The organism is Ruegeria sp. BHSC223, from assembly GCF_059613025.1.
In genome coordinates this window covers 249,183-264,972 of record NZ_JBXWRR010000001.1, presented here as the reverse complement: position 1 = coordinate 264,972, position 15,790 = coordinate 249,183, and the positions used below count along the sequence as shown (strand labels likewise).

The following is a 15,790-nucleotide window of genomic DNA, read 5'->3' as shown; positions in this document are numbered from 1 at the left end:
CTTTGGCTGGTGGCGTCATTTATCCATTGCCCGGCCCCCGCCGGGAGTGAGCGGGGCGCGCCATCGCGCCCCGCCCGAAATCATCGCGTCGCGGATCAGTTGATCCAGCCGCGCTCGCGGTAATACTTCTCGGCCCCCGCATGCAGCGGCGCCGACAGACCGTCCTTGATCATTTCCTCTTCCTTGAGGTTGGCAAAGGCCGGGTGCAGCTTCTTGAAGTCTTCGAAATTGTCGAACACCGCCTGCACCAGCGCATAAACCGCGTCCTCGGACACATCGGCCGAGGTCACCAGCGTGGCGCCCACACCAAAGGTGGTGGTGTCACCGTCATTGCCGCGATACATGCCGCCGGGAATGGTGGCCTTGCGATAGAAGCTGTTGTCGGCGATCAGCTTGTCGATGGCGTCACCATCGACGCTCACCAGCACGGAGTCACAGGCGGTGGTGGCCTCCTGGATCGAGCCCGACGGGTGGCCGACGGTATAGATCATCGCGTCGAGCTGGTTGTCGCAGAGCGCCGCCGACTGTTCCGCCGCCTTCAGCTCGCTGGCCAGGGCAAAGTCGCCGGTGGTCCAGCCCTTGGCCTCGAGCACCACGTCCATGGTGCCGCGCTGACCCGAACCGGGGTTGCCGATATTCACCCGCTTGCCCTTGAGATCGTCAAAGCTCTTGATGCCGGCATCGGCGCGGGCAACCACGGTAAAGGGTTCGGGATGGATCGAGAAGACCGCGCGCAGGCCTTCGAACTTGCCCGCCTCTTCGAATTTCGAGGTGCCGTTATAGGCATGGTACTGCCAGTCCGACTGCGCCACACCGAATTCCAGCTCGCCCTCGCGGATGGTGTTGATGTTATAGACCGAACCGCCGGTGGATTCGACCGAACAGCGCACGCCATGTTCCTTGCGCCCCTTGTTCACCAGACGGCAGATGGCACCGCCGGTCGGGTAATAGACGCCGGTCACACCGCCGGTACCGATGGTGATGAACTCTTCGGCCATTGCCGCGGGCGCCATGAAGGCCGCCGTGACCAATGCGCCAAGACCAAGCTTGCTGTTCCGATTCATGCTGTAACTCCCGTTAGTTATTATACGCGGGCAGAAACGCCCGAGAGATAGATTCGGGACTGCCTCCGCCGACCATCGCCCATACGAAGCGCAGGGGCGGGCTGCAACCCGACAGGGCGCGGGGGGGCGCGGCTCCCGATGGTTCAAGGGTTCCACCCGGGATTTGGACTTGTCAACCCGCAGGGGTGAACCGGTTGGCGAAATCGCCAGATGTGAACCGACGTCGCAATTTTTCCCCCCGCGCTTGCCCGCCCGTTACCGCAGACTGCGCCAAAGCAGCAGGTCGCCATCCGACATCTCGCAAAAGACCTACCAACCGGCGCGGCGATAGAACCGCTCGGCCCGCGTCCCTGCCCCGGTCATAAGCCACGCCTTGCTCCAGCCTGCGCGCCGCAGATCGGCGCAGGCCCGCGCCAGGAGCGTGCGACCACAGCCGCTCCCTTCGCGGCCCGGGGCCACGAACAGCGCCCAGATACTCCCATTGCGTGGATCGCAGGCGGAAAAACCGACCACCTGCCCGCCGGTTTCACATATCCAGAGGGTCGAGTTCCGGTGAAAGTCCAGATAGTCCGAACGCGGGACGCGCGCCGGATCCGAAAGTCGGTTTTCACTCACCGCCGCTCGGATCGTCATCAGGGCGTCGATATCGCTGATACAAGCCGGTCTGATCCGCATGGTCCGATCCCGTTGTGCCCGCCGCAACCAACAGCAGACGCGCGCGCCTGTCCATCCTTTGCGCGGCGGCGTTGGCCCCACTCACGCGGCCGCGGCTCTCCGATTTGGCCTTGCGTGGTCTGGCCGTTGCGTTTAAACGGCGAGCGCAACGCCGGAGCGTCAGGATGTGCGCCTTTCCTTCGGCCGGATTGCCCGAGAATCCGGGCAGTTCAAGCCGCTTTGATGCGGCGCGGTGTTGATGGTGGTGGCCAGCGTTCGGCCCGCACAAAGAGAAGAGTGCCGCTGTAGCTCAGCTGGTAGAGCACGTCATTCGTAATGATGGGGTCGGGGGTTCGAGTCCCTTCAGCGGCACCAGTCTTCTCTCGGGCTTCCATTCCTTCAGAATACTCCGACGCTTGGTGAGCCTGTTTCCCGGTCGGCTTAGACCGCATTTCTTTCGCCGGGTTCACGCGCAGGTTCCCCAAACGGAAAGCGCCCTCAGGATCCATCCCGTTCAGCCCGATCCAATTGTACCTGCCCTGCAAGATTGTTTGGTGCCCAAGGAGAGACTCGAACTCTCACGCCCGTAAAGGCGGGGGATTTTGAATCCCCTGCGTCTACCATTCCGCCACTTGGGCCACCTGAGGACATGGATTAGCCGCAGCCGCGGCGAAGGTCCAGAGGCAAAAACGAGATTGGCAAGACGGTTGACCCCAACCGCGCCGCATGGTTTGCAACCTGCAACTTCAATCACAGGGCAGGCACGGGCGGCATGCTGACATCGCTCTATCACAGGACCATGGCGCTTGCCGATCACCGTCACGCACTCTGGGCGCTGGCGCTGGTCGCGTTTCTGGAAAGCTCGGTCTTTCCGATCCCTCCCGACCTTCTGATGATCCCGATGATTCTCGCCCGCCCCTCGCGGGCCTGGCTGATCGCGCTGGTGGCACTGGTGGCCTCTGTGCTGGGTGGTCTGCTGGGCTATGCCATCGGCGCTTTCTTCTATGACAGTATCGGTGCGCCGATCCTCGAGGCGATGGGCAAGGCTGAGGCGATGGAGGCCTTCAACACCCGCTTCAACGATTTCGGCTTCTGGGCGGTGCTGACGGCGGGTGTGACCCCCTTCCCCTACAAGGTGATCACCATCATGTCGGGCTGGACGGGCATGCCGCTGGGCACCTTCATCGCCACCTCGATCCTGGCGCGGGCGCTGCGCTTCTTCCTGGTGGCCGCGTTGCTCTGGAAATTCGGGGCCCCGGTGCGCGATTTCATCGAAAAGCGTCTCGGGCTGGTGATGACCGTCTTCATGGCGTTGCTGATCGGCGGCTTCTTTCTGGTGAGGTATCTGTGATGACACGTAACCGCTTGGTTCTCCTGGCCGCGGGCGGCTCGGCGGCGCTGCTGCTGGCGGCCTGGGGATTTCAATATCTGGGCGGCATGGCGCCTTGCAAACTGTGCATCTGGCAACGCTATCCGCATGGGGCGGCAGTGCTCATCGGGGCGGTGACGCTGGCAACCGGCTGGCGCATTCTGCCTTGGGCCGGCGCCTTGGCGGCCCTGACCACAGCTGGCATCGGCCTTTATCACGCGGGTGTCGAACAGGGTTGGTGGGAGGGTCCCACAACCTGCACCTCCGGCCCGATCGGCGGTCTTAGCGCCGAACAGCTGATCGCGCAAATCATGGAGGCGCCGCTGGTGCGCTGCGACGAGATCCCGTGGGATCTGTTCGGCATCTCGATGGCGGGCTGGAACGGGCTGGTCTCGCTCGGACTGGCGCTGGTCTGGCTGCTGGCCGCGACCCGGCGGGCCTGACCGCGCTCTCGCGGCGACGCACCCGCCCAGCCCCTTCATTTCGCTGAAAATACTCCGGGGGAGTCGCCCCCGGGGCGACGGGGGCAGCGCCCCCTCCCCCTTCAGGTGGCTTTCTTGGTCGACAACAGCAGGCTGGTTTCGCTGGCCTGCACGCCTTCGAACAGGCGGATCCGCGCTAATGCGTGATCGAGATCTTCCAGCGTCTCGGTCCCCAGTTCAACGATCAGGTCCCAGCGGCCGTTGGTCGAGTGGATCGCCCGCACCTGTTTCAGCCCCTGCAACTGCCGCGTGATACGGGCGGCACCGCGCCCCTCGATCTCGATCATCATCAGCCCGCGCACCGGATCGTTCAACACGTCCTCTTTCAACGTGACCGTGAAACCCAGGATATCGCCACGCTGCATCAACCGCTCGATTCGCGCCCGCACGGTGGTGCGCGACAGGTTCAGTTGCAGCGCCAGATCCGACAGCGACGCCCGCGCGTCATGTCTGAGTGCGGCAATCAGGCGCTCGTCCGTTTTGTCCATGATGATTTCCGATTTGCACAATCCCCCTTCCTACTGAGCAAAATCACCACTGGAATTCAACACGTTTCGATCAGAATCTGACAAAAACGCAAAGAGACTGCATCCTATGACTGCCAAACGCTGCATTTTGATCGGCGCCCCGGTCGACAGCGGCAAGCGCCGCACCGGCTGCCTGATGGGCCCCGATTCCTATCGTACTGCCGGCCTGGCCGAGGCGCTCTCCGATCTCGGCCATATCGTCGAGGACCTGGGCAATCTCTCGCCCGCCGAACACGCGCCCGAGCCGAACGACACCCATCTGCATCAACCCAACCGCACCATCGGCTGGACCAACCGCCTGATCCGCGCCGCCGAACAGGCGATGCCGCGCGGGCTGCCGATCTTTCTGGGCGGCGATCACGCGCTGGCGCTCGGCAGCGTGGCGGGCGTGACCAACCACGCCGCCCGCGTCGGCCGCCCGCAATTCGTGCTCTGGCTCGACGCCCATAGCGACTATCACACGCCGGAAACCTCCGCCTCGGGCAACCTGCACGGCACGCCCCTGGGCTATGTGACCGGGCGCGGTGGCTTTGCCGGTTTCCCGGTGATCACCAACCCGGTGAAGCAACGCAATATCTGCATCCTCGGCCTGCGCTCGGTCGACCGCGCCGAGCGCGAGGCGCTGCAACAGACCAAGATCCGCTTTCACGACATGCGCCAGATCGACGAGACCGGAATCGCCCGCCCCCTGCAGGCCTTTCTGGATACCGTGGCCAAGGAGAACGGCATGCTGCATGTCTCGCTTGATGTCGACTTTCTCGACCCGTCGATCGCACCCGCCGTCGGCACCACCGTGCCCGGTGGCGCCACCATTCGCGAGGGCCACCTGGTGATGGAGATGATCTGCGACAGCGGTCTGATGACCTCGCTCGATCTGGTCGAGCTCAACCCCTTCCTCGACGAACGCGGCCGCACCGCCCAACTGATGGTCGATCTGGCCGCCTCGGCGCTGGGCCGCCGCGTCTTCGACCGCCCGACGCGGAGCTTTTCATGACCACGATCCAGGCCCCTATGGCGGTTGTGATGATCCGCCCGCATGCCTTCCGCTCGAACCCGGAAACCCGCGCCGACAACGCGTTCCAGACCGACAGCGCCACGGGTGACACCGCGCCGCGCGCCCTGGCCGAGTTTGACGCCGCCGTCGCCACCCTGCGCGCGGCGGGCGTCCGGGTGCATGTGTTCGATGACACCGGCACTCAGGACACGCCCGACAGCGTCTTTCCCAACAACTGGTTTTCCACCCATACCGGCGGCCATGTGGCGCTTTATCCGATGTATACAGAGAACCGACGCCGCGAACGCCGCCCGGACGTGATCGAGCTGTTGAAACGCGAATATCGCGTCTCGGACGTAGTCGACTACAGCGGGCTGGAACAGGACGGCCTGGCGCTCGAAGGCACTGGCGCCATGGTGCTCGACCATATCGGCCGCATCGCCTATGTCGCCCGCTCGCACCGGGCCGACCCGGTGCTGCTGGAACGCTTCTGCGCCCATTTCAACTATGAACCCGTTTGTTTCGATGCGGTCGACGCACAGGGGTGCCCGGTTTATCACACAAACGTGCTGATGGGGATCGGCACCGACTATGCGCTGATCTGCCTGTCGATGATCCCGGACCCCAAACGGCGCCGGACCGTCGCCGAACGTCTGGCCGAAAACGGACGCACCGTCATCGACCTGACGCCGGAGCAGATCGGCGAGTTTGCCGGAAACGCCATCGAACTGACCGGTCACCGCCGCCTGCTGGCCCTGTCGGCCCGCGCCCACAGGGCGCTGACCCCCGATCAGATCGCCGTCATCGAACGCTCGGCACAACTGCTGCCGCTCGCGATCCCCACCATCGAAACCGCCGGCGGGTCCGTTCGCTGCATGATCGCCGGCATCCACCTGACACGCCGCCCGGAAAGGATCGCCGCATGACCGCCACCACCATCCCCTCGGACAAGGCGCTGGTGCCCTTCGTCTCGGTCGATCACATGATGCAGCTGGTGCACCATATCGGTGCCGAAGAGATGATGCGCGGCATCGCCGAATATATCGAGGCCGATTTCCGCCGCTGGGAAAGCTTTGACAAGACCCCGCGCGTGGCCAGTCACTCGCCGGTCGGCGTGATCGAGTTGATGCCGACCTCGGATGGCGAGCTTTACGGCTTCAAATACGTGAACGGCCACCCCAAGAACACCAAGGAAGGGTTGCAGACCGTCACCGCCTTTGGCCTGCTGGCCTCGGTCGAAACGGGTTATCCGGTGCTGCTGAGCGAGATGACCCTGCTGACCGCGCTGCGCACCGCCGCAACCTCGGCCCTGGTGGCCAGGTACCTTGCCCCCAAGGGCGCGCATACGATGGCGATGATCGGCAATGGCGCCCAGTCTGAGTTCCAGACCCTGGCGATGAAGGCGATCTGCGGCCTGAAATCCGTACGTCTATATGACACCGACCCGGCCGCCACCGCCAAGGCCGCCCGTAACCTGTCTGGTCAGGGGATCGAGGTGGTGAGTTGCACCAGCCCCGAAGAGGCGATCGAAGGCGCGCAGATCCTGACGACCTGCACCGCCGACAAGCAATATGCCACCATCCTGACCGACAACATGGTGGGTTCGGGCGTGCATATCAACGCCATCGGCGGCGACTGCCCGGGCAAGACCGAACTGGCCGAGGCGATCCTGCACCGCTCGGACATCTTCGTCGAATACCCGCCGCAGACCCGGATCGAGGGCGAGATCCAGCAACTGGCCCCCGACCATCCGGTGATCGAGATGTGGCAGGTGATCACCGGCAAGGCGCCCGGCCGTACCTCTGACCGCCAGATCACCCTGTTTGACAGCGTGGGCTTCGCCATCGAGGATTTCTCGGCCCTGCGCTATGTGCGCGACCGGTTGCAGGAGACCGGCCTCTATCACGCGCTCGACCTGCTGGCCGACCCCGACGACCCGCGCGACCTGTTCGGCATGCTGCAGCGGGCGGCGCCTGCGGCGGGGTAAAGGCATGCGAGGCGCTGCCTCGCGCTCCGGAGTATTTGCAGCGAAATGAAGGAGTGGACCCCTGTCTTTCCTCTTGCTGCAAATATCCCCGCCGGAGGCATCGCGCGGCACGCGCGAACAGCTGCCTTGCCAGCGGGCGAGCGGATCAGTATGGCGGGGGCATGAGCGATACCCTGCCCCCCTGCCCCGATTGCGCCTCTACCTTCACCTATCAGGTGGATGCGCTGCTGAACTGTCCCGAATGCGGCCATGAATGGCAGGCGACAGAAGAAGCCGAGCCGGGCATCCGCGACAGTGTCGGCAATCTGCTGGCCGATGGCGATACGGTGACCGTGATCAAGGATCTCAAGGTCAAGGGATCCTCGGCCGTGGTCAAGGTGGGCACCAAGGTGCGCAATATCCGCCTGGTCGGTGGCGATCACGACATCGACTGCAAGATCCCCGGCATCGGCCCGATGGGGTTGAAATCGCAATTTGTGAAGAAGGCCGCCGACTGAGGTTCAGGCAGCGGTCACGCGTCCAGTTCGGCATCCCAATAGAGGAAGTCCATCCAGCTTTCATGCAGGTGGTTGGGCGGGAACTTGCGGCCCACATTCTGCAATTCCTCGGCCTGCGGGCGGCGCGGCGGGCGGCGCAGCGACATGTTGGCCTGGCGCAGCGATTTCGACCCCTTGCGCAGGTTGCAGGGCGCGCAGGCGGCGACCACGTTTTCCCAGCTGGTCACGCCCCCAGCGGCGCGCGGCACCACATGGTCAAAGGTCAGATCCCCCTTGCCACCGCAATACTGGCAGCGGAATTCGTCCCTCAGAAACAAATTGAAGCGCGTGAAGGCCACGCGCTTCTGAGGTTTCACATAGTCTTTCAGCACCACGACCGAGGGTATTCGGAGCACCACGCTGGGGCTGCGCACCACCTCGTCATATTCGGCGATGATATCGACCCGGTCCAGCCAGGCCGCCTTGATCGCCTCCTGCCAGGGCCACAGCGACAGCGGATAATAGGAGAGCGGGCGGTAATCGGCATTGAGCACCAGCGCCGGGTGATGTTTCAACGCACCCGGTTCGCGCACAAAATCAGTCCTGAAATCGCCATCCATCCCGGATTCTCTCCTCGCCCCGGATTGCCGTAAGACCTGTCCAGAGCGGGGAGCACCCGCCCCGGCTTCGAACCAACTATATATCGTGTCCGGTCGCTGGCAAGCCTTGATTTTCCACTACATGTCGGCACTGCACTAGCTTGTGCAAGTAACAGGGTCGTGACGGTTATCCACAGGCTTGCCGCAACGCGCGGCGCGCGCTATTGGCAACGCCCATGGCCTGGTTCATCCGCTTCAACAAACCCTATGACGTGCTGTCGCAATTCACCGATCGCGGCAGCGCCGACAGCCCGCGCGCGACCCTGTCCGACCATATCGACCTGCCGGGCGTTTACCCCGCCGGGCGGCTGGATCGCGACAGCGAGGGGCTGATGCTGCTGACCGACGATGGCCGGTTGCAGGCGCGCATCGCCGATCCCAGGCACAAGCTGGCCAAGACCTATTGGGTGCAGGTCGAAGGCGTGCCAGATGCGGCCGCTCTCAAGGCGCTGAGCGAGGGGGTTGAGCTGAAGGACGGGCTGACCCGACCTGCCCGTGCCCGCGCCATAGCAGAGCCGGCGAACCTCTGGCCGCGCAATCCCCCGATAAGAGAGCGCAAATCGGTGCCAGACAGCTGGATCGAGCTGACCATTCGCGAAGGCCGCAACCGGCAGGTCCGCAGGATGACCGCCGCGGTCGGCCACCCGACCCTGCGCCTGATCCGGGCGCGGATCGGTGAGTGGACGCTGGACGGTTTGGCGCCGGGCGAATGGCAAAGCCTGCCGATGCCCGCCGCCCGATCCGCCCCCCCAAAAGGGCGCCCGCGCCGCTGATCGCGCGGCGCAGCACAGCTCAGAGGCTCAGCTTGTCGCGCATGAAGGCCAGCGCCACGCTCAGCCCATCGGGCGCGATGCCGTGGCCGGTCCCCTTCATCACATGGGCATAGACTTCTTTGAAACCGGCGCCCTGCAAGGCCTCTGCCGCCTGCGGCAGCGATTGCGGCGGCACCACGTCATCGACATCGCCGTGCACCAGCAGCACCGGCATCCGGCTGGCCACCTCATCGGACAACAGGTCCGGCTCCAGCAGGCGGCCCGAAAAGGCGACGACGCCCGCCACCGGATCCTCGCGCCTTGGCGCGACGTGCAGGCTCATCATCGTGCCCTGGCTGAAACCGAACAGCACCACCTGTTCGGGCAGCAGATCCTCGTCCACCATCAGCGCGTCGAGGAAGGCGTTGAAATCGGTCACTGCCGCCTCCATCCCGCGCCGCGCCTCCTCTTCCGAGGATCCGTCGAGCCAGGGGATCGGGAACCACTGGAACCCGAAGGGCATGCCCGGGATCGTCTCGGGCGCGTCGGGCGCCACAAAAAGCGTGTCCGGCAGATGTTCGCCCAGAACATCGGCCAGCCCCAACAGATCGGCCCCATTGGCGCCATAGCCATGCACGAATACCACCGCCGAGCGGGTGTCGCCCGATACCGGCGCCTTGCGCTCGGCCCTCAGAACACGTGTCATCTGATCCCTTCCCTGTCCTTTGCCACCCGGTAATAGGCCCAGAGCACGCGCGCCGCAACCGAGCGCCAGGGCGACCAGGCCAGCGCCATCTGTCGCAGGGCGCGTTCACTGGGGCGCTCGGGCAGATCATAGAGGGCGCGCGCGGCCTCTTGCAGGGCCAGATCGCCGGGCGCGAACACATCGGCGCGGCCCAGGCTGAACATCGCGTATATCTCGGCCGTCCAGACCCCGATGCCGGGTACCCGGGTCAGCTCGGCGACCACATCCGCATCAAGAGCAGTGCGCAAGCCTTTGAAATCAATGCGCGCCCTGGCAAGCTCGCGGGCATAGCGGATCTTCTGTCGGCTCAGCCCCACGGCGCGCAGGTCGTCGTCGCTGGCCCAGAGGATCTTGCGCGGGCCGGTCAGCCCCGCCGCCTGCATCCGCCCCCAGATCGCGTTGGCCGAGGCAACGCTGACCTGCTGGCTGACAATGGCGCTGAGCAGTTCGGCAAAGCCATCCGGCCGCCGGCGCAGGGGCAAAGGCCCGGTCAGCGTCATCGCATGGGCCATGCGCGGACAGCTCTCGGCCAGCCAGGCCGCCCCTTCGGCCACACAATCGGGGGTTTCGATGATGCGCCCAACAGTCATTTCATCCCCCAGCGATGCGATTCCAGATCGCGCAAAGGTTAATCTGTTCACAATTGGTTTCAACCGGCTTGCCGCCACCTGCATTCGCCGATACGCATGCGTCCATGACGCTCGCCGATAGCCACACCAACGACAGCCGCGCAAAGCGCAACGTCGCCGTTCTCGTCGCCGCCCAGGCCATTCTGGGCGCGCAGATGCCGATGATCTTTACCATTGGCGGGTTGGCCGGCCAGTCGCTGGCCAGCAATGTCTGCCTTGCGACGCTGCCGATCTCGCTCATCGTGCTGGGGTCGATGCTGTCGGCGACACCGATTTCGGCCATCATGCAGAAATGGGGACGCCGCGCCGGGTTCCTGCTGGGGGCACTGGCAGGCGCACTGGGCGGGGCTGTCGGGGCCTATGGGCTTTACCTTTCGTCTTTCCCTGTCTTTCTGGCGGGCAGCCTGCTGACCGGCGTCTATATGAGCGCCCATGGCTTCTATCGTTTTGCCGCTGCCGATACCGCCTCGGACACGTTCCGTCCCAAGGCGATCTCTTATGTCATGGCCGGCGGTCTGGCCGCCGCGATCATCGGGCCGCAACTGGTGAAGGCCACCTCGGACGCCTATGTCATCCCGTTTCTGGGCACCTATTACGCGGTGATTGGGGTCAACTTGCTGGGTGCGCTCCTGTTCTTTTTCCTCGACATCCCGCGCCCGACCCCGCCCGCTGCCGACAGCCCGCGCGGACGCAGCCGGATGGAACTTCTCAAGACCCCACGCATCGCGGTAGCGGTGATCTGCGCCATGGTCTCTTATGCGCTGATGAACCTGGTGATGACCTCGACCCCGCTGGCGGTGGTGGGCTGCGGTTACGATCAGGGTGATGCGGCGGATGTGGTGACCAGCCATGTGCTGGCCATGTATGTGCCCAGCTTCTTTACCGGCCACCTGATCGCCCGGTTCGGGGTGGAGAAGGTCGTGGCCGCCGGTCTGGTCGTGCTGGCCGCAGCCGGTGTGGTGGCTCTGCAAGGCGTGGATCTCAACAACTTCTTCATCGCGCTGATCCTCTTGGGTCTGGGCTGGAACTTCGGCTTCATCGGCGCCACCACCATGCTGGCAGGCGCCCATGAGCCGCATGAGCGCGGCCGGATGCAAGGGTTGAACGACCTCCTGGTCTTTGGCGGTGTCACCATGGCCTCGCTGGCCTCGGGCGGGCTGATGAACTGCTCGGGCGGTTCGCCGGTCGAGGGTTGGACCGCTGTCAACCTGGCGATGGTGCCCTTCCTGACCCTGGCGGGCGGCGCGCTGATCTGGCTCATGCTGCGCCCCAAGGAGGCCTGAGCGGGGGCGCTGCCCCCGTCGCCTGGCGGCGACTCCCCCGGGATATTTGCAGCAAGAGGAAAGAGCGACAGCGCTTCTTCATTCCGCTGCAAATACTCCGGAGCGCGAGGCGGAGCCTCGCAAAACCGTCACCAGCGGCCAGTGGAAACCTGGAGACCAAGTCGCAGGTTGCGCGCAAAGGGGCTGAGTCCAAGCTGGCCCGCCGCCACGCGTGCGGGTTCCTTGCGTGCCTGACGTAGCAGCGCACCGCTCTGCCAACCCGCCAGCAGCGCGGGCCGCGCAGCAGGTGAGATCATGGCGCGTTTCGCGCGCGCCCGAGACAGCCGGTCAAGCCCCTCCTCGGCCAGTTGCCGGATACCTGCGGGGGTACCGTCGAGCAGCGGGATGCGCCCGCGCGCCTCCAGTTCCGGGATGGCGCGGAACCAGTTGGCCAGCCCCATTGCATAGCCGTAGTCGCGCAAGACGCCCTCGTCGGCCTGCCCCAGTGCGGCTGCCGCGGCGCATAGCAGGGTGCCGCTGCTCTCTTCGACATAGCGGGTCAGGTGAGTTTCATCCTCGAACGGATCGCGATAGATGTCCCAGCGCCGCACCGCCACGAATCCATCGAGCCGCGCCGCCATCTGCGGGCTGAGGATACCCGCCAGCGGCGTCACCACCGGATGCCGGCGCGGCGGCTTGCCGACGGCCAGTTCTTCCAGCGCGTCGCGCCACCATTGCAGCCGCATCTCGGCAATCATCGGCTCGGCCGAGGCCCAGGGCGCGCGCGCCACCTCGACCGCCAGCGCGTAGAGCGGAAACAGCACCCGGCGCGCCGCCACCGGGGCCGCCATCGCCGCCGCGAACCGGTCCGGGTCGGCGCGCTGCACCAGCTCGGCGCAGGCGGTCAGATCGGCGTCGAAGACGTCGCTCACTCCGCCGCCACCCCTTGCCCCGCGCAATCGCGCAGCAGTTTCCAGTTGATCGCGTCCAGAAGCGCCTCGAACGAGGCGTCGACTATGTTGGCGCTGACGCCCACGGTAGACCAGCGCCGCCCCTTGCCATCCTCGCTGTCGATGATGACACGGGTCACCGCCTCGGTGCCGCCCTGGGTGATGCGCACCTTGAAATCCACCAGCCGCATGTCGCTGAGGATCGCCGAATAGCGCCCCAGATCCTTGGCCAGCGCCTTGTAGAGCGCGTTGACCGGGCCGCGGTCGCTGCCGGTCTCGTCCAGCGACTCGCTGACCGAAAGCAGCTTTTCGCCATCCACCTTGACCACAACAACCGCCTCGGAGAGGCTGACCATGCGGTCATACTTGTTCTTGCGCCGCTCGACCGTGACCTTGTAGCGCTTGACCTCGAAGAACGCGGGCATCTGGCCCAGTTCGCGCCGCGCCAGCAGCTCGAAACTGGCCTGCGCGGTGTCATAGGAATAGCCCTCGTCCTCGCGCGCCTTGATCCGCTCCAGGATATGTCCCAGCGCCGGGTCGCCCGGCGGCACGCTCAGCCCCGCATCGGTCAGCCGCTTGCGCAGGTTCGACTGGCCCGCCTGGTTCGACATCGGGATGATGCGCTCGTTGCCCACCAGCGCGGGGTCGATATGTTCATAGGTCGAAGGGTCCTTGAGGATGGCGCTGGCATGCAGCCCGGCCTTGTGCGCAAAGGCCGAGGAGCCGACATAGGGCGCCTGTTTCACCGGCACCCGGTTCAGGATGTCGTCGAGCATCCGGCTGATCCGGGTCAGGTCGGCCAGCGCCCCCGCGCTGACACCGGTTTCGAACCGGCTGGCATAGGGTTCCTTCAACAACAGCGTCGGGATCAACGAGGTCAGGTTGGCATTGCCACAGCGCTCGCCCAGCCCGTTCAGCGTGCCCTGGATCTGGCGCGCGCCCGCCATCACGGCGGCCAGAGAACAGGCCACCGCCTGATCGGTGTCGTTGTGGCAATGGATGCCCAGACGGTCGCCGGGGATACCGGCGGCGATCACCTCTCCTACCACGCGGGCCACATCGGCGGGCATGGCGCCGCCATTGGTGTCGCACAGCACGATCCAGCGCGCGCCTGCCTCCAGCGCGGCCCGGCAGACTTCCAGCGCATAGGCGGGATTGTCGCGATAGCCGTCAAAGAAATGCTCGGCATCAAACAGCGCCTCGCGCCCCTGCGCCACGATATGGGCCATCGAGGCGCGGATGTTCCCGGTATTCTCGGCCAGCTCGATCCCCAGCGCATGGGTCACGTGGTAGTCATGCGCCTTGCCGACCAGACAGACGGTGCCGGTGCCCGCGTTCATCACGGCGGCCAACACATCGTCGTTCTCGGCCGAACGGCCCGACCGCTTGGTCATGCCAAAGGCGGTAAGCCGCGCGCGGGTCGCTGGCGCGGCCTCGAAAAACGCGCTGTCGGTGGGGTTGGCCCCGGGCCAGCCGCCCTCGATATAGTCGATACCCAGACTGTCGAGCGCACTGGCGATGCGCAGCTTTTCCGGGGTCGAGAATTGTACGCCCTGGGTCTGCTGACCATCGCGCAGGGTGGTATCGTAAAGGTAGAGGCGGTCGCGGGTCATGCGGAGTCTCCTCGACAGGGCAGCGCCCGGCCCGGGGTGGGCGCATGGCGCCCGCCCATGGGGGCGGGTCGGGCGCGGCCTGGGCAAGCCCGGGCGGGGCATTCGCGATGGAGGGTCATTTCAGGGCCTCCAGCTTGGCGGGCTCGAACCCGGCCGAGGGCAGCAGCGAGACGCCCTCCTTGCTCATCCGCACCTCAAGCCCGGCAGCGACAAAGGCCGCCTTGAGCCGGTCCACTTCGGAGAAATCCTTGCTCTCCATCGCGACGCTTCGGGCGGCGGCGAGTTGCGCCTCGAACCCCGTCAGATCGACAGAGGCACCATCCCAACCCGAGAGTTCATCACTCAAAAGCCCCATGAGTTGGGCAGAGGCGAGTAGTTCCGGCGGCTCTCCTTCGGCGGCCAGGCGATGCAGCTCGGTAAGGGCGCCCGCCGTGTTCAGGTCATCGGCCAGTGCCTCGATCACTGTGGGCGCCGCGCTGGCGGCGGGTTCGATACCCGCCGTCAGCGCGCGCCACTTGCGCAGGGTTGTCTCGGCCTCTTTCGCCTTCTTCTCGGTCCAGTCCATCGGCTTGCGGTAATGCGTGCTCAGGAACACGAAGCGGATCACCTCGCCCGGGATGCCCTGATCAAGCAGGTCGCGCACGGTAAAGAAGTTGCCCAGCGACTTGGACATCTTCTTGCCCTCGACCTGCAACATCTCGTTATGCAGCCAGACATTCGCAAAACGACCCTCGGGATGGGCGCAGCAGCTTTGCGCGATTTCGTTCTCGTGATGCGGGAACATCAGGTCGTTGCCGCCGCCATGGATGTCGAAGCTTTCGCCCAAGAGCTCGTAACTCATGGCCGAGCATTCGATATGCCAGCCCGGCCGCCCCCGGCCCCAGGGGCTGTCCCAGCCGGGCAGATCGGGGGTCGAGGGTTTCCACAGAACGAAATCCATCGGGTTCTTCTTGTAGGGCGCCACCTCGACCCGGGCGCCCGCGATCATGTCATCGACCGAGCGGCCCGAGAGCTTGCCGTAATGCTCTTTCCACGAATCCACCGCGAACAGCACATGGCCCTCGGCCGCATAGGCATGGCCCTTGGCGATCAGGCTTTCGATCATCGCCACCATCTGCGGGATGTACTCTGTGGCGCGCGGCATGTGGTCGGGTTCCAGCGCACCCAACGCGCCCATGTCGTCCAGAAACCACTGGGTCGTCTCGGCGGTGATGTCGCCGATGGGCCGCCCGCTTTCGGCCGCGCGCGCGTTGATCTTGTCGTCGACGTCGGTGAAGTTGCGCACATAGGTCACATGATCCGCGCCATAGACATGGCGCAGCAGCCGGTAGAGCACGTCGAACACCACCACGGGTCGCGCGTTGCCCAGATGCGCCCGGTCATAGACCGTGGGACCGCAGACATACATGCGCACGTTCCGGGGGTCGATCGGGACAAACTCTTCCTTTGTCCGCGTCCTTGTGTTGTGCAGCTTGATCGTCGTCATCGTGTCTTGTTCCTAAACAGCATGCGGCAGGCGCTTGTCAGCGCGGGCTTAGCAACTTGTCTTTGCGAAGAAAACGACGAATGACCAGCCCGCGAATGGATCAGCGGGTAATGCAGCAGATAATGATGCGAATGGTGCGGG

The 15,790-nt window shown here is 65.1% G+C and carries 17 protein-coding genes and 2 tRNA genes; 9 read left to right on the top strand and 10 right to left on the bottom strand.

The window, feature by feature from the left end; genetic code table 11:
* Positions 1–95: 95 nt before the first annotated feature.
* Together AC2FNY_RS01310 and AC2FNY_RS01305 are read right to left on the bottom strand one after the other, a co-directional pair.
* Positions 96–1,064: a TAXI family TRAP transporter solute-binding subunit gene (locus AC2FNY_RS01310; protein WP_234136782.1), complete on the bottom strand. Its 969-nt coding sequence runs from the start codon at positions 1,062–1,064 to the stop codon at positions 96–98.
* Positions 1,065–1,373: 309 nt separating this feature from the next.
* Positions 1,374–1,739: a GNAT family N-acetyltransferase gene (locus AC2FNY_RS01305; protein ID WP_496801392.1), complete on the bottom strand. Its 366-nt coding sequence runs from the start codon at positions 1,737–1,739 to the stop codon at positions 1,374–1,376.
* A 278-nt stretch (positions 1,740–2,017) separates the two neighbouring features.
* Here AC2FNY_RS01305 and AC2FNY_RS01300 point away from each other — a divergent pair.
* Positions 2,018–2,093: transfer RNA gene (locus AC2FNY_RS01300), tRNA-Thr, on the top strand.
* Positions 2,094–2,270: 177 nt separating this feature from the next.
* Here the strand turns inward: AC2FNY_RS01300 and AC2FNY_RS01295 are convergent.
* Positions 2,271–2,356, bottom strand: a tRNA-Leu gene (locus AC2FNY_RS01295).
* A gap of 134 nt (positions 2,357–2,490) precedes the next feature.
* On the opposite strand from AC2FNY_RS01295, the gene AC2FNY_RS01290 reads away from it, so the two are divergent.
* Together AC2FNY_RS01290 and AC2FNY_RS01285 are read left to right on the top strand one after the other, a co-directional pair.
* The gene (locus AC2FNY_RS01290) at positions 2,491–3,069 is read left to right on the top strand and encodes a YqaA family protein (protein ID WP_234145154.1); all 579 of its coding nucleotides are present in this window, start codon (positions 2,491–2,493) and stop codon (positions 3,067–3,069) included.
* Entirely contained in the window at positions 3,069–3,530 is a 462-nt protein-coding gene (locus AC2FNY_RS01285) for a disulfide bond formation protein B (protein ID WP_496801391.1), read from the top strand. The genes AC2FNY_RS01290 and AC2FNY_RS01285 overlap by 1 nt, the downstream gene beginning before the upstream one ends.
* Before the next feature lie 101 nt (positions 3,531–3,631).
* Here AC2FNY_RS01285 and AC2FNY_RS01280 read toward each other — a convergent pair whose 3' ends face one another.
* The gene (locus AC2FNY_RS01280; RefSeq protein WP_234136786.1) at positions 3,632–4,057 is read right to left on the bottom strand and encodes an Lrp/AsnC family transcriptional regulator; all 426 of its coding nucleotides are present in this window, start codon (positions 4,055–4,057) and stop codon (positions 3,632–3,634) included.
* A 106-nt stretch (positions 4,058–4,163) separates the two neighbouring features.
* On the opposite strand from AC2FNY_RS01280, the gene rocF reads away from it, so the two are divergent.
* The 4 genes from rocF (at position 4,164) to AC2FNY_RS01260 (ending at position 7,574) form a co-directional block, all read left to right on the top strand.
* Complete coding sequence (gene rocF, locus AC2FNY_RS01275; RefSeq protein WP_234136787.1) at positions 4,164–5,090, top strand: arginase; 927 nt, start codon at positions 4,164–4,166, stop codon at positions 5,088–5,090.
* The gene (gene ctlX, locus AC2FNY_RS01270; protein ID WP_496801390.1) at positions 5,087–6,016 is read left to right on the top strand and encodes a citrulline utilization hydrolase CtlX; all 930 of its coding nucleotides are present in this window, start codon (positions 5,087–5,089) and stop codon (positions 6,014–6,016) included. The genes rocF and ctlX overlap by 4 nt, the downstream gene beginning before the upstream one ends.
* Positions 6,013–7,077, top strand: a complete 1,065-nt coding sequence (gene ocd / locus AC2FNY_RS01265; RefSeq protein ID WP_496801389.1) for an ornithine cyclodeaminase — start codon at positions 6,013–6,015, stop codon at positions 7,075–7,077. The genes ctlX and ocd overlap by 4 nt, the downstream gene beginning before the upstream one ends.
* 161 nt (positions 7,078–7,238) lie before the next feature.
* Complete coding sequence (locus AC2FNY_RS01260; protein ID WP_496801388.1) at positions 7,239–7,574, top strand: zinc ribbon domain-containing protein YjdM; 336 nt, start codon at positions 7,239–7,241, stop codon at positions 7,572–7,574.
* A gap of 14 nt (positions 7,575–7,588) precedes the next feature.
* Here the strand turns inward: AC2FNY_RS01260 and AC2FNY_RS01255 are convergent, their stop codons facing one another.
* Positions 7,589–8,173 carry an HNH endonuclease gene (locus AC2FNY_RS01255; protein WP_011047847.1) on the bottom strand — a complete coding sequence of 195 codons (585 nt, stop codon included), beginning with the start codon at positions 8,171–8,173 and terminating at the stop codon, positions 7,589–7,591.
* Positions 8,174–8,388: 215 nt separating this feature from the next.
* Here AC2FNY_RS01255 and AC2FNY_RS01250 point away from each other — a divergent pair, with 215 nt between their 5' ends.
* Complete coding sequence (locus AC2FNY_RS01250) at positions 8,389–8,985, top strand: rRNA large subunit pseudouridine synthase E (RefSeq protein ID WP_234136791.1); 597 nt, start codon at positions 8,389–8,391, stop codon at positions 8,983–8,985.
* Between the two features lie 19 nt (positions 8,986–9,004).
* Here AC2FNY_RS01250 and AC2FNY_RS01245 read toward each other — a convergent pair whose 3' ends face one another.
* Both AC2FNY_RS01245 and AC2FNY_RS01240 read right to left on the bottom strand, forming a co-directional pair.
* Positions 9,005–9,670, bottom strand: coding sequence for an alpha/beta hydrolase (locus AC2FNY_RS01245; protein ID WP_496801387.1), 666 nt, complete (start codon positions 9,668–9,670; stop codon positions 9,005–9,007).
* Positions 9,667–10,299: a DNA-3-methyladenine glycosylase family protein gene (locus AC2FNY_RS01240; protein WP_496801386.1), complete on the bottom strand. Its 633-nt coding sequence runs from the start codon at positions 10,297–10,299 to the stop codon at positions 9,667–9,669. Before AC2FNY_RS01240 ends, AC2FNY_RS01245 begins: the two co-directional genes overlap by 4 nt.
* Before the next feature lie 104 nt (positions 10,300–10,403).
* Here AC2FNY_RS01240 and AC2FNY_RS01235 point away from each other — a divergent pair, with 104 nt between their 5' ends.
* Positions 10,404–11,621 (top strand): MFS transporter, encoded by a 1,218-nt coding sequence (locus tag AC2FNY_RS01235; protein WP_496801385.1) that lies wholly within the window; start codon positions 10,404–10,406, stop codon positions 11,619–11,621.
* Between the two features lie 128 nt (positions 11,622–11,749).
* Here the strand turns inward: AC2FNY_RS01235 and AC2FNY_RS01230 are convergent, their stop codons facing one another.
* The 3 genes from AC2FNY_RS01230 to cysS form a co-directional block, all read right to left on the bottom strand.
* The gene (locus AC2FNY_RS01230; RefSeq protein WP_496801384.1) at positions 11,750–12,532 is read right to left on the bottom strand and encodes a squalene/phytoene synthase family protein; all 783 of its coding nucleotides are present in this window, start codon (positions 12,530–12,532) and stop codon (positions 11,750–11,752) included.
* Complete coding sequence (gene cimA / locus AC2FNY_RS01225) at positions 12,529–14,163, bottom strand: citramalate synthase (protein WP_496801383.1); 1,635 nt, start codon at positions 14,161–14,163, stop codon at positions 12,529–12,531. The genes AC2FNY_RS01230 and cimA overlap by 4 nt, the downstream gene beginning before the upstream one ends.
* Positions 14,164–14,278: 115 nt before the next feature.
* On the bottom strand, positions 14,279–15,649 hold the full coding sequence (gene cysS / locus AC2FNY_RS01220) for a cysteine--tRNA ligase (RefSeq protein ID WP_496801382.1): 1,371 nt from the start codon (positions 15,647–15,649) through the stop codon (positions 14,279–14,281).
* Positions 15,650–15,790 lie beyond the last annotated feature (141 nt).